At 36.9% G+C, this 13,978-nt stretch carries 13 protein-coding genes; 6 read left to right on the plus strand and 7 right to left on the minus strand.

The window, feature by feature from the left end; genetic code table 11:
• Window positions 1-321 precede the first annotated feature (321 nt).
• Window positions 322-1,797: a proline--tRNA ligase gene (gene proS / locus BCF58_RS08785; RefSeq protein ID WP_121461427.1), complete on the minus strand. Its 1,476-nt coding sequence runs from the start codon at window positions 1,795-1,797 to the stop codon at window positions 322-324.
• Between the two features lie 167 nt (window positions 1,798-1,964).
• Here proS and BCF58_RS08790 point away from each other — a divergent pair, with 167 nt between their 5' ends.
• Window positions 1,965-2,951, plus strand: coding sequence for a prolyl-tRNA synthetase (locus BCF58_RS08790; protein ID WP_228434768.1), 987 nt, complete (start codon window positions 1,965-1,967; stop codon window positions 2,949-2,951).
• Between the two features lie 31 nt (window positions 2,952-2,982).
• On the plus strand, window positions 2,983-4,383 hold the full coding sequence (locus BCF58_RS08795) for an OmpP1/FadL family transporter (protein WP_170148995.1): 1,401 nt from the start codon (window positions 2,983-2,985) through the stop codon (window positions 4,381-4,383).
• A 67-nt stretch (window positions 4,384-4,450) separates the two neighbouring features.
• On the opposite strand, the gene BCF58_RS08800 is transcribed toward BCF58_RS08795, so the two are convergent.
• Both BCF58_RS08800 and BCF58_RS08805 read right to left on the minus strand, forming a co-directional pair.
• Window positions 4,451-5,173, minus strand: coding sequence for a ZIP family metal transporter (locus BCF58_RS08800; RefSeq protein ID WP_121462014.1), 723 nt, complete (start codon window positions 5,171-5,173; stop codon window positions 4,451-4,453).
• Window positions 5,173-5,901, minus strand: coding sequence for a class I SAM-dependent DNA methyltransferase (locus tag BCF58_RS08805; RefSeq protein ID WP_121461429.1), 729 nt, complete (start codon window positions 5,899-5,901; stop codon window positions 5,173-5,175). The genes BCF58_RS08800 and BCF58_RS08805 overlap by 1 nt, the downstream gene beginning before the upstream one ends.
• 134 nt (window positions 5,902-6,035) lie before the next feature.
• On the opposite strand from BCF58_RS08805, the gene BCF58_RS08810 reads away from it, so the two are divergent.
• Window positions 6,036-7,199, plus strand: coding sequence for a THUMP domain-containing class I SAM-dependent RNA methyltransferase (locus BCF58_RS08810; protein ID WP_121461430.1), 1,164 nt, complete (start codon window positions 6,036-6,038; stop codon window positions 7,197-7,199).
• A 437-nt stretch (window positions 7,200-7,636) separates the two neighbouring features.
• Window positions 7,637-7,846 (plus strand): hypothetical protein, encoded by a 210-nt coding sequence (locus tag BCF58_RS08820; protein WP_121461432.1) that lies wholly within the window; start codon window positions 7,637-7,639, stop codon window positions 7,844-7,846.
• A 47-nt stretch (window positions 7,847-7,893) separates the two neighbouring features.
• Here BCF58_RS08820 and BCF58_RS08825 read toward each other — a convergent pair whose 3' ends face one another.
• The gene (locus BCF58_RS08825) at window positions 7,894-8,697 is read right to left on the minus strand and encodes a helix-turn-helix domain-containing protein (RefSeq protein WP_121462015.1); all 804 of its coding nucleotides are present in this window, start codon (window positions 8,695-8,697) and stop codon (window positions 7,894-7,896) included.
• Between the two features lie 37 nt (window positions 8,698-8,734).
• Entirely contained in the window at window positions 8,735-9,745 is a 1,011-nt protein-coding gene (locus BCF58_RS08830) for an SDR family NAD(P)-dependent oxidoreductase (RefSeq protein ID WP_121461433.1), read from the minus strand.
• A gap of 209 nt (window positions 9,746-9,954) precedes the next feature.
• Between BCF58_RS08830 and BCF58_RS08835 the strand changes: the two genes are divergently transcribed.
• Window positions 9,955-10,959 (plus strand): glycosyltransferase, encoded by a 1,005-nt coding sequence (locus BCF58_RS08835; RefSeq protein ID WP_121461434.1) that lies wholly within the window; start codon window positions 9,955-9,957, stop codon window positions 10,957-10,959.
• A gap of 75 nt (window positions 10,960-11,034) precedes the next feature.
• Here the strand turns inward: BCF58_RS08835 and BCF58_RS08840 are convergent, their stop codons facing one another.
• Complete coding sequence (locus tag BCF58_RS08840; RefSeq protein WP_121461435.1) at window positions 11,035-12,261, minus strand: aminotransferase class I/II-fold pyridoxal phosphate-dependent enzyme; 1,227 nt, start codon at window positions 12,259-12,261, stop codon at window positions 11,035-11,037.
• Window positions 12,262-12,407: 146 nt separating this feature from the next.
• Here BCF58_RS08840 and BCF58_RS08845 point away from each other — a divergent pair, with 146 nt between their 5' ends.
• Complete coding sequence (locus BCF58_RS08845) at window positions 12,408-12,866, plus strand: Lrp/AsnC family transcriptional regulator (protein WP_121461436.1); 459 nt, start codon at window positions 12,408-12,410, stop codon at window positions 12,864-12,866.
• A gap of 10 nt (window positions 12,867-12,876) precedes the next feature.
• Here the strand turns inward: BCF58_RS08845 and BCF58_RS08850 are convergent, their stop codons facing one another.
• Window positions 12,877-13,914 carry a bestrophin family protein gene (locus BCF58_RS08850; protein ID WP_121461437.1) on the minus strand — a complete coding sequence of 346 codons (1,038 nt, stop codon included), beginning with the start codon at window positions 13,912-13,914 and terminating at the stop codon, window positions 12,877-12,879.
• Window positions 13,915-13,978: the final 64 nt, after the last annotated feature.

Here is a 13,978-nt window from a genome sequence, read left to right on the forward strand (position 1 = left end):
AATTTATTTTAAAATTAATGTTGGCATAAATTTAAACAAAAAATGGTCCAAATATTAATTTTTTTAAAATATTTGTTAAGTTCTTCAAATATTTTTTGAATAATTGACAAAAATGAGCAGGTGATTTTATAAATAATATTCGTTCCTTAGGTGGTTTGAAGGGGGTGGGATCATATTTTTTATTCCATCTAATGAATTGTAAAGTTTTCTCTGAATAGTGAAGTTGTATAATGGATTATACAGGATGTAATAGATATGTAGCAGAAAAGAAACGCCGAATATTGTCAACAATATCCGGCGGTATAAATTTTTGATATTTTATTAGTATGCTTTTGCAAATAATACTCGTCTTTTAGACGGTTTACCTGAAATTAAGGAAACACCTTCTTCTACATCATCATCTAAAGGGATACATCTTATGGTAGCCTTAGTTTCATCTTTGATTTGCTCTTCTTCTTCTGCAGTGCCATCCCAATGAGCATAGATGAAGCCTCCTTTTTCTTCCAGGACTTTTTTAAATTCTTCATAGGTATCAACTTTAGTCATATTATCTTTTCTAAAATTGTATGCCTTATTGTAAATATCCTTCTGGATAGTAGTCAATAATTCTTCAATATAAGAATCTAATCCGTCAATGGAGCGGACTTCTTTGGTAAGGTTGTCCCTTCTGGCAATCTCAACGGATTTGTTTTCCAGATCTTTTGGTCCGATAGCTATTCTTACAGGAACTCCTTTTAATTCATATTCTGCAAATTTCCAACCCGGTTTATTCTGTGTATCATTGTCAAATTTAACAGAAATCCCTTTTGCTCTTAATTTAGCCTGGATATCCAAAGCCACTTCACTGATTTGGTTTAATTGTTCCTCTCCTTTAAAGATAGGTACAATAACGACCTGGATAGGAGCCAAAGTAGGAGGCAACACCAATCCGAAATCATCAGAATGGGTCATGATAAGAGCTCCCATCAAACGGGTAGAAGTCCCCCAGGATGTTGCCCATGCATGTTCGATCTTACCTTCTTTATTGGTGAATTTCACATCAAAGGCTTTCGCAAAATTCTGGCCTAAAAAGTGAGAAGTACCTGCCTGAAGGGCTTTTCCGTCCTGCATTAATGCTTCAATACAATAGGTCTCATCTGCTCCTGCAAATCTTTCTGAAGGTGTTTTTAATCCTTTAATGACAGGCATAGCCATGAAATTTTCTGCGAAATCCGCATATACATCAATCATTTTTTCTGTCTCTTCAATCGCTTCGTCTTTGGTGGCATGAGCGGTGTGGCCCTCCTGCCATAAGAATTCTGCTGTTCGTAAAAACAGACGGGTTCTCATTTCCCAACGTACAACATTCGCCCATTGGTTGATCAGAATAGGCAAATCTCGGTAAGATTGGATCCAGTTTTTATAAGTACTCCATATGATCGCTTCCGAAGTAGGGCGAACAATAAGCTCTTCTTCAAGCTTCGCATCAGGGTCTACAATTAATTTATGAGGGTTATTAGGATCAGTTTTTAATCGGTAATGGGTGACAACCGCACATTCCTTGGCAAAACCTTCTGCATTTTTCTCTTCAGCCTCAAATAAGCTTTTGGGTACAAAAAGCGGGAAGTAAGCATTAACGTGACCAGTTTCTTTAAATTTCTTATCCATTTCATCACGCATCTTCTCCCAGATGGCGTATCCATAGGGTTTAATAACCATACATCCACGCACTCCTGAGTTTTCAGCCAGATCTGCTTTTACTACTAACTCGTTATACCACTTGCTGTAATCTTCGCTTCTTGAGGTTAATTTTGCCATTACGATTTTAACTTTTTTATATTATTGTTATCTAAAAATAAAAATCTATTTTTGATAGATTTTTATTACCATTATTTGGTACATTTTTGGTACAGATTGCAAATATAATTTAAATTAAAAATTTTTACATTATCATGAAAAGAAATATACATAAAAATTTGCTTGGTATGCTAAAGTCTAAAGGGATTTTAGCAATATCAGGTGGATTACTGCTGATGTCATGTGGCGCTCAGATGGGCGGTTACAGTGAGACAGATGGGGTATACTATGATCCCAACAAAGACACCCTTCCTGAGGGGGTGATCATTAACGATGACAGAGGAAACAGGGTGGGAGAATATTATGATTATTATCAGGACTCTAATGTTATTCAAAATGCTGAAATCAATTCCAGAGAGCAGGATAACCGATACAATGCATGGAGTGGCAATGAATGGAATACAAATGCAACAGACTCCGACTGGGGCAATTTTGCGGGAAGCGTAACTAATTACTATGATAATTCCTGGGGATGGGGATATCCTTGGGGATGGTACGGCGGATACAGCCCATGGGGATGGAACAGAGGCTGGGGTATAGGTTTATCCTGGGGCTGGGGTGGTTATTACGGCTATAATCCATATTGGAACTGGGGATGGGGCTTTGGATATTCACCTTACTGGGGCGGATATTATGATCCTTTCTGGGGTGGTTACGGATATCCTTATTATGGAGGCTGGTATGGTGGATATTGGGGTAACGGATATTACAACAGACCTGTTTACAGAAGAAGTGGTGCAGACGGAAGAGGATTTAACAGCTATAATGCAGGAGGTCTGAATAAATATGGAACAGGTTCAGGTTTCAGAAATGGAAGCAGCGGTACGCTTAGAAACAATACCGGAGGCTTCAGAAATACCAATACCGGAGGCTTCAGACAAGGAAATACGAATAACAGCGGAGGTTTCAGAAATTCAGGAGGTATGAGACAACAGAATCCTACCTATAATCCGCCAAGAAGAAATGACAGTGGTTATAGAAATGATAGCGGCTTCAGGTCAGGAGGATTTAACAATTCCAACAGTGGAGGCGGCTTCAGATCAGGAGGCGGTTCTACAGGAGGCGGAGGTTTCAGATCCAGTGGTGGAGGCGGCGGCTTCAGAGGTGGAAGATAATTTCAAAACGTAATAACTATTCAAAAAAATAATGTTAAAAAAATCTTTAGTATTAATGAGTATTTCTGCTGCATTTTTTGCGCAGGCTCAGGATGTTTCTATTATAAGGAATTCTATTGATGTATATTCCGGATCACCGATGGTTGGGTCATCCAAATTCAATGCGATGGCCGGATCTAACGGAGCTTTAGGAGGAGACGCAAGCTCCCTGCTTACAAACCCTGCAGGTTTGGGAGTGGCTATTTCAGGCGAAATTAATGGAACATTGTCTATCAATAATAATAAAAATACTTCCTCTCTGGCAGGTTCATCAATCAATTATAACGTTAATGATGTAGATCTTGGAAATGTAGGGGGAATCATGACGTTTCAGCTTATGACTGAAAGTGCGTGGAAGTTCATCAATATCGGAGTAAATTTTTCCAACCAATCCATAGAAAATTATGTGGAAACACCGGGGAACAGTAATTTGATGTATGACTTTGATGTAGATAGGAGTTCTTCCTATGCAGGACACGCTTACAACAGATATGGGAACTTATCTAAAACCAGCTTTGGAGTAGGGGCAAACTACAATCATAACCTGTATTTAGGGGTAGGGTTTAATTTCTTCAATGCAACGATTGATCAGTATGATACGGCAGCGTTCAAATCTCTTCAAAATGGAGCCATAGATTATTTTGATAAGCAAAATACACCTTATTTTGAAAGGTCTACCGGATTTTCAGCTTCTCTTGGGGTAATCGGAAAAGTAAGTCCTAATTTCAGAATCGGAGCTGCTTTGGAAACGCCTACCTTCTGGGAAATCGAAAGAAGTTATGATTTTTACAATGATCCTGAACTAGGAGATGATTTCGGATATGAAAACAGAAGATTCACCTCGCCGCTTAAAGCTACAGTAAGTGCTGCGGTTGTTGCAGGTAAAAATTTCTCGTTGAATGCTGACTACAGCCTTGGCCTGTCCAGACCAAAATATAAGGTATATGGTCCTGCGGAAACGGAACTGAATGATTTCTTCGAGGATAACTATAAAAATGTATCTGAATTAAGATTAGGTGCTGAATACAGAATCAAACAATTAAGACTGAGAGGTGGTTATTCTTATGTATCGAATCCGCTTGATGCTTTAACGATCAACAGATTTACCAATGAGGGAACTACCGGTGATCAATCCTATAGCAACCTTATTTTGAATGACAGAAATCTTTTATCTTTCGGTTTAGGATACGATTTCAAATCATTCTATATAGATGCAGCATATCAGAACGTAACTTCTAAGTACAGCAATCCTTTTATGAGAGGTATTCTTACGGATAATATAGATTCTGCTTACTATTCGCCAACAGATATCGTAACCAGTGATGCTTACATTGTTTCCGATGTGAAAAACAGCAGAAATAACTTCTTTATTACATTCGGCTGGAAATTCTAATTTCCGGATTGTGTAATGAGTGATTAAATTGAGGCTCCGAATTTAAACAATTCGGAGTTTCTTGTTTTTAATGATGATGAGTATGGGGATGAGAATGGAAAAGATGCATCGTTAAGGCCAATAAAACTCCTAAAATAACGAGTCCTATTTTCATCCAGTCGATATTGTGATTCTTGTTGCTTTCAAAAATGATCACCGAAGAAATATGCAGGAAAATACCCCCTACAACGGCCAGGAAATAAGGCTGCAGATCGGGATTGAAATAGTTTCCTAACAGCATTCCCAAAGGGGATGCGGAAGCAAACAAGGCAATAATTAATAATGACGGGTAAGATGACGAATTTTTCGTATCGTTCCTGTTGAATAAAAATGCCCCAAGAATAAAAGAAATCGGGATATTATGCACCAGAATTCCCAGTAAATAAGGGGACAGGATTTCTTTCTCGCTGGCTAAAGGAATTCCCTCGATAAACGCATGAACAAAAAGCCCTACCATTAATGCTACCGGAAGGATATTGTTTTCATTATGATGATGGAAATGGCCATGTTCAAAACCTTTGGTAAGAGCTTCCAGAACCATTTGAAGCAAAACCCCGAGAATAACAAAAATACCCAGGTTGGTACTTTCTTCAGAAACATACACCTGTGGAAATACTTCATTAAGGCAGATCGTAATTAAAAATCCTGCACTTAAAATCAATAAGTTTTTAGCCAGCTTTTCTTTCTTGCCAAAATATTTTCCGAGGAATACTCCTGCAATGACACTTAAAATCAGTAAAATAACCGATATCATATTGTTTTCTTAAATAAATTGATGCAACGTGGTGATGTTTCCTTCTGAAAGGGATTCAGCTGATAGTCTCCCCAGATTTTTATTCTTTCAAAACCACATTCTGCAGCATAAGAATGAATGGTTTCCGGAGTGTGTAGCTTTACTTTTTCAAAAAAATGGAAAGACTTTCCGTCAGCTTCAAACTTGATATCTTTAATGATATGCCTTCCTTCTATTTTTTTACCAATTTTAAAATTTATATTTTCCCGTGTAATCACAGATTCCGGGACTATACTTTTTCTTACATATTCTTCATTCAGGTAATCCAGGACGAAATATCCACCAGGTTTTAAAACATTATAAACCGATTGAAAAACTTTTTTATCATCACTTTCCTTATCGAAATATCCAAAGCTGGTAAACAAATTGAAAACGGCATCCATGGGATCCGCATCAATAGGATTTCTCATATCGTGAACATCGAAAATAAGGGTCTGGTTTTCGAACTGTTTATCGAACTCAATACTTTGTCTGGAGAGGTCCAGTCCTAATACATCATACCCCAATTTATTCAGGAAAACGGAGTGCCTTCCCTTTCCACAAGCCAGGTCTATGATTCTAGAAGAAGGCGGAAGCTGAAGGTCAGCCGTTAATTTTGTAATGAAGCTTTCCGCTTCAGTATAATCTCTGTTACTGTACAGCAAATGATAATAAGGGGTATCAAACCAAGATTCAAACCATTCCATAATGCAAAAATAACTAAATTTGTGCGGTTAAATACAAACTATTTTAGACATTAAAGCATTTAAAGATTTAAATTATTGAAATATTGATTGCTCTGATTTAATCTTTCAATTTTTTAATCTTTTAATTATTACTTATGAATACAGACAATCTACAAATTCAGATAAAAACATTCTTCGGACTGGAGCCGGTTTTGGCAGAAGAGATTAAAAAATTGGGCGGCCGGAATGTTGAAATTAAAAACCGTGCGGTTAACTGTGAAGGAGACCTGGGTTTTCTTTATAAAATCAATTATTCTGCGAGAACAGCCTTGAAAATCCTGGTCCCGATCCATGAATTTAAAGCTTTTAACCAGCATCAGTTTTATGACAGGCTTTTAAAAGTGAGCTGGGAAGATTTTTTGGATGTTGATCAAACTTTTGCCATTGATGCAACGGTAAATTCAGAAACATTCAAGCATTCCCAGTTTATGACCCTTAAAATGAAGGATGCCATTGTAGATTACTTTCAGGATAAATTTAAAAAACGCCCGAGTATTGAAACCAAAGATCCGGATATCAAATTCCATCTTCATATCGACAGGGAATTAGTAACCATCTCATTAGATTCTTCAGGTGATCCTTTATTTAAAAGAGGTTACAGAAAAGAACAGGGGCAGGCCCCGATCAACGAAGTGTTGGCGAGCGGAATGCTTCAGATTGCAGGTTGGGACGGAAAAGGAAATTTCCTGGACCCGATGTGCGGTTCCGGAACACTGTTGATAGAAGCAGCCATGATTGCGATGGACCTTCCGGCACAGATTTTCAGAAAGAAATTTGCGTTTCAGAACTGGAAAAATTATGACGCTGAATTATTTACAAAAATTAAAGAAGTCCGAATCAATAGGATTAAAGAATTTGAAGGGAAAATTGTAGGATACGATATTGATGCAAGGATGCTGAATGCGGCAAGAATGAATATTGAAGCGGCTGAAATGGAAGAGGTGATTGAAGTGAAGAAACAGAACTTCTTTGATTCTGAAAAAGAGCTGTTTCCGTTACTGATTGTCTTTAATCCGCCTTATGATGAGAGGATTTCTATCAATGACGATGATTTTTACAAAAAAATAGGGGATACTTTTAAAACGGGTTATCCGAATACTTTAGCATGGTTGATTTCTTCTGATCTTGAGGCAGTGAAGAAAGTTGGATTACGCCCATCAAGAAAGGTAAAGCTTTTCAATGGAAAGCTGGAAACCCGATTTTTACAGTATGAGATGTATGAGGGGACGAAGAAGGTGCATAAAATTGAGAATAATTGATGGCAGGGAACAATTTCGATTTTTTAGATATTATTTTTAATGCGCTGAATGTATTGGATAGCTTTTCATCGGATAAAATTGGTACGGCTCAGACTAAAAAAAATAAGAAATTAAAATACTGGGCGGAATTTTTCAGCAGTATTTTTATGTTAGTAGGTTTTAGCTTCTTTTTTCTGGCAATTAGAGATTCTAAAGACATAATGCATATTTCTTTTTTAACTTTTCTGATTTGCTGTCTGATAGGATTATTAATTTCCTTTATATGCTGCTTTATTCTTTATAAGTTAGATCGGTTTTATTTTAAACGCGTTTCTGCGATGATTACATTTTGTGGATCGTTGATTTTCTGCTCAATTACCTTAATTCTATTAATTTATTTTAAATCAGGAATATTTATATAAAAAATTTTTTTAAATTTATTATCTAAAAAAATAATTATGAAATTATTAGTAATTAATCCTTTTGATATTATAGTAGTCGCAGTAATGATCATCATATTATATGCTGTTTCTATTGCCATACTATTTAAAAATAAGTCTACTATCTGGCCTTATCTCGCATTGCTGTTCTTTCCTGTCATTGCTCCGATAGGCATTATAGCAGGATATTTTATGACAAACAAAATTAAATCTCCAATAACTAAATAAAAAAATCCGCCATCCGGCGGATTTTTATTTTAAAGTTTCCCGAATTATTATATCAAAGAAGGCGCAAAGCCATACTGTTTTTTAAAGGCGTAGGAGAAATGGGATAAGTCTTCAAAACCTACTTCCATATAAACATCCGTCGGTTTTTTATTCTTTTCCGTCAAATGATAATAAGCCAGCTCAAGGCGTTTCTGAATAAGCCATCGTTGTGGTGTAACCATAAACGCTTTTCTGAAATCCCTGTTGAAAGTAGAAAGGCTTCTTCCTGTTAAATATCCAAATCTTTCCAATGGCATATTGAACATATAGTTTTTCTCCATAAAGTTAATAAGATCGATTTTACCAGGCTCTTCAAAATTAGCGAGCAGGGAATCAATATTTTGATCAATTTCCCGTAAAATACTTATTGCTTCAATGATTTTTAAATGAGCTATATTTTCAGGGAAGGCTTCTTTCATATCAAAATAAGGAATCAGGGAAGCCAGACAACTTTCAAGCAACGGATGTTTGGAGAAACTGTAGATTTTAGCTTCTTCGCAGAAACTTTTCTGTTCCCGATCAACAGTAGAGTAGAACAGCTTTAAACGTTCTGTGGTGAGATGCATCACTACGGCTTTATGCGGTTTTCCGTCTTTTGGATAATTGATGATCGTAGCCAGATGATTTCTCGGGATCAGAAAAATATCTCCAGCTTTGAAAATATAAGCCTGATCTGCCTGAATGATTTTGGTTTCCCCGGAAATAAACCACACCAGCATATGATATTCAAAAATAGTTTCCGTTTTGAATAGCTTATCATCATACGTAGATAATTTAATGTCCGGTGTGATGTATTTGATTTGAAAATCCATAAGATCATTTTCTGTTACAAAGGTATTTAAAAATGAATTATTCCACATTGAATTGTATTCCGGTCATTTCCTCACTTAATTTCCATAATCGTTCCGCATTTTCCTGATCAATAGAGTAAGGTTGAACTCCCCGAATGGTAGAGGGGTCATCAAATCTGTGCTCAATTTGCCTGTGATCTATTTCAGCAATATCACAATCTTCACAATAAACGCCGCCAATATTATCCAATAGGGGACTTATGGCGCACCAGACAGTCGTTGCGGCTCCTTGTGGAATAGTTTTCAGTCTGGCTTCAACCTCAGGTTTTATCATCCCGTTTTCATCGTGTGTTCCTATTTGTTTAAACAGTTCGATGGGCTCTTCTCTTCCTAAATCGGTTCCATGTACAGAACCCGGATGTAAAGAATAAGCTCTTACATTGAATTCTTTTGCTCTGTGATCCAGGGCAACGGCAAATAAATTACAGGCCGTTTTAGATTGTCCGTACCCCAATAAGGTCTGATATTCCCTGTACTCAAAATTAGGATCATCAAAATCGAATGGAGACATCTGGTGTCCGTAAGAAGATACATTGATAACTCTGGCTCCATTGGTTTTTTTGAGAGCAGGCCAAAGTTTTGCCGTAAGATGAAATGCTCCCAGATAATTGGTCGCCAGTTGAGATTCAATCCCTCTGGAATCTCTTCGTAACGGAACCCACATAATTCCGGCATTATTGATCAGTACATGTAATTCTTTTCCGGATGCCATGAATTTCTCTGCAAAGGAGTTGATGGATTCAGGGCTCATTAAATCTAAAGGCTCAATTTCCACATTGTCAATTCCGGCCAGATTCTTGCCTGCTTTCTCAATATCCCTTGCAGGAGCGATTACCGTTGCGCCGGCTGAAACCAATGTTTTAGTAGTTTCAAGACCTATTCCGGCATATCCTCCGGTGATGATCACTGTTTTACCGGAAAGATCAATTCCATTAATTACTTCCTGTGCAGTTGATCCTGCATTAAACCCTGAAATTAGCGGTTGTTGTAAGTTTTGATGATGTCTCATTGTATTATTTTTATTGTTGAGACAAAGTTAGAGAGCCGGTTAATGACATATTTTGTTTAAAATTCCAAATTACTTTGTTGAAAATGTCAGCTTTGAAAAAAATAAGTCAATAGATATGATTTTTAAAATTTAAGCGTTAATTAATTTAATAAGTTAGAAAACTGTTTGCGGGTTCTTCCGTGAATAATTAATTTTGAAAAATTTTCAATTTGAAGCCTACCATTTCCATTGTTGTCGCTATTTTTAACCGAAAGGATGAGCTTTTTGAGCTTTTAACTTCGCTCACTCAACAGACTGATAGAGATTTTGAGATAATCATCGTAGATGACGGTTCCCTGATCGATCTTAAACCCACCATACAGAATTTTGAAGAAATTTTGAATATAAAATATTTCAGAAAGGATAACTCCGGACCCGGTTTAACGAGAAATTACGGAGCCAGGAGAGCTGAAAGTGAATGGCTGGTTTTTGTAGACAGCGATGTTGTTGTAGAAAAAGATTATATTGAAAACATCAAAAAAGATATTCTTGAAATTCCATGTGATGCATTCGGAGGAGCGGATAAAGCGCATAAAGGCTTTAATTTGATGCAAAAAGCCATTTCATACTCTATGACGTCGGTTTTTACAACAGGAGGGATAAGAGGGAGTAAAAAAGCGGTTTCCAGGTTCCAGCCGAGAAGCTTTAATATGGGAGTGAAAAAAGAAGTTTTTGATCAGGTAGGAGGCTTTTCCGAAATGAGAATAGGAGAGGATCCGGATTTATCCATGACACTTTGGGAAAACGGATTTAAGACCGCTTTCTTTGATGACATTGCCGTATACCACAAGCGCAGAGTGGATTTCGGAAAATTTTCAAAACAGGTATACCAGTTTGGCTGTGCAAGACCGATTCTTAATCAGCGACATCCGGATTATGTAAAGATCTCTTTTGCATTTCCCACCTTATTTTTATTGGGATATGTAATGGGCTTCCTGGAATATTTTGTCCTTGCAAACGGGTTTATATTGGCTGTATACGGATTATATACTTTTCTGGTATTTTTCCATGCTTTATTGATCACTAAAAATATCAGCATTGCCGGAATGGCAGTGATTTCAACATATATTCAGATGTTTTCCTACGGATATGGCTTCCTGAAATCCTGGATCTTCCTGAATATTTTCAGCATGAAACCTGAAGATGCATTTCCAAGCCATTTCCATAAAAAATAACATAAAAAATCTTTAAGATTCGATTAAAAAATAAAAGCTGTTGAAATTTCAACAGCTTTTACATTTACCAAAACATTAGTATATAGAAATTGTTTCATGGTTGAGAATGCCTACCTTTTTCATGCATTCTTTCATTTTTTGGTATGTTCTTTCAATATCGTGATCCAGTCCAATGGAAAATCTGATCAGGCCGTCGGAAATTCCCATCGCAGCACGTTCTTCTTCCGGAATTTCAGAAGAAGTTGAGCTTCCTGAACAAGAGAATAAAGTTTTATAAAATCCTAAGCTTACAGCAAGATACCCAAGGTTTTCCTGTTGCATCAGCTCCATAAGATCATTGGCCTTTTCGGTAGTGCCTGCATCTAAAGTCAGTAATCCACCGAATCCGTACTCTTCATTCATCATGCTTTTCATCAGCTCATGGTCTTTATGGGATTTTAGTCCGGGATAAGAAACTTTTAACCCATTATTTTCAAACCTTTCAGCCAGATACATTGCATTGTAGCTGTGTTGTTTCATTCTGATATGAAGCGTTCTCAGGTTTTTTAAAATGCTTGCGGAACGCATACTGTCCATGGTCGGACCAAGCAACATGCATGCACCTGTATTTACATTTTTGGTATCGTTGATGAATTCCTGTGTGCCGCAATACACTCCACCAACAGTATCACTGCTTCCGTTGATGAATTTTGTTAAACTGTGGATAACGATATCAGCTCCCAGCAATTGTGGTGAAACAGAAAGAGGGGAGAATGTATTATCAACAATCAGTTTTATATTATATTTTTTACAGATTTCAGATAGCTTTTTCAAGTCAGCTACTTCCAGTAGCGGATTACTTACGGTTTCACAATAAATAACCTTTGTATTAGGCTGTATAGAATTTTCAATAGATTCGAAATTGCTGATATCTACGAAAGTCGTATTGATATTGAAAGACGGAAAAAAGTTTTTAAGAAAAGCATACGTGCCTCCATAAATAGTTCTGCTCGAAATAATATGATCACCTGCTTTGCAAACCTCCATAAGCACAGAAGTAATAGCACCCATTCCTGAAGCTGTAACATTGGCAGCTTCCGTATTTTCCATCTTGGCCAAAGCCTGGGAAAGATACAGGTTCATCGGTGATGAATGTCTTGAATACAGATAGCATCCGTCCGCATTTCCTTCAAATGTATCGAACATGGTTTTAGCAGAAAGGAATGTGTAGGTGGAGCTGTCTGAAATAGATGGGTTTACCCCTCCAAACTCTCCGAAATATTGCAAATCCTGAATTTCATTTGCGGCATTAAAAGTCTCCATTATTTTTTTGTTTTAAATTTGAATTATTTTCAGAATTATTACAACATATTTTTAAAATATTAGATTATAAATCCATCAATTATATAAAAAGGTGAAAAATTGTTTGCTATATTTGAATGTTATAAACTTTTACCAAAAAATTATCTATGGCCTTCGACGAAACTGATAAAAAACTCCTGCTTTTTTTACAGGAAGATTGTAAGCAAACCACCAAAGAACTCTCTTATAAGCTTGGATTATCTGTTACAGCAATTTATGAGCGGATAAGAAAGCTGGAAAACATGGGTGTGATTTCAAAATATGTAGCTCTTCTTGATAAGCAAAAAGTGGATAAAAACTTTATTGTTTTATGCCACATCAAGCTTACTCAACACAAAAAAGAATACGTACTTCAATTTGAAAAAGAAGTGATGAACTTAGAGGAAGTTACCGAATGTTTTCATATAAGCGGTGATTATGATTACATCCTTAAAATAGGAGTGAAAGACATGGATGATTACCGGAATTTCATGCTGAGCAAACTGACCACTTTACAGCATATTGCAAGTACCCACAGTTCATTCATGATCTCCGAGGTTAAAAATACAACAGCAATTGCGCTGTAATAAAGGCGGATTATACTATAACTCCATTTTTAGAAGCAATGGCCTCAGGAAGATCTTCGTGTTCTCCCATGATCTGTAGAAGGTCAATTTCTATAGTCCTGCAAATGGAAAGCATCGGGACATCAAACATCAATCCTGCAAACGGGTTTTCAGAATAATCCCCTACCAGTTCCATGATGATGTATATCCAGCCGATAATAATACAGAAAGGAATACAGGTCCAGATCCCCCAGTCGCCGAGCTTTGCAAACTCATTCACTAAACCCAGCGGAAGTAAAAGGATAAACAGAACGTTGAAAACAAATGCTGTACTTGCGAACTGTCTTGGAGAAGGAAATTTTTTGATTCTTTCTGCCTGTCCCTGAAATCCGTAAAATTCATTCAGTCCGGTCTGTAATTGCATTTGATTGAAATCTGAAATGGCTTTCATATTCTTTAATGCATTGATATCTTTTGCCTGTTGGGAAATTAGATAAGTGGCAAAATTTTTATAAGTTGACTGAAGTTCAGCCTCTTCTTCCGATAAATATTTATGAAGAAAGATCGGTGTTCTTCCGTAATCCGGAAAACCGGCTTTAATCAGTCTGTTACGCTTTTGATTAACGTTGTGATGGGAATGCTCTTCTTCCGCACTGATGTGTTCCCATTCTGTAGGAATCAATAACTGTTCACGAAAAGCATACAGCCATGCGATATGACGGTATATTATCTTTTTTCTCCGGTCTTCAAGGTCAAAGGTTCCGACTTCTTCATTTTCCGTATGGAATGCATAAACCATAGATGCAAAAGAACGGCTTGAATTGACGATCCCACCCCATATTTTTCTTGCTTCCCAAAGTCTGTCATACGCTTGATTGTTTTTAAAACCAACCAAAAACGCTTCTGCAGTACCAATTAAAGCTACGGGAACCCAAGGAATAATCATCCATTGCCAATTGAAAAAATAGAAGAGAACAGCGATCAGCGTACACCAGATGGAGATCCAAATCAGATGAATGCCGGATAAATTGAGTACCTGTCTGTAATTAACATACTTGGTTGTGATCATACATTATGCGTTTTGATGAGACGTCTGAAAATAATGGATTACAAGTTTATTAAAAAAATAAAAA

Source organism: Chryseobacterium defluvii, assembly GCF_003634775.1.
In the GTDB taxonomy this organism is placed as follows: Bacteria; Bacteroidota; Bacteroidia; order Flavobacteriales; family Weeksellaceae; genus Chryseobacterium; species Chryseobacterium defluvii.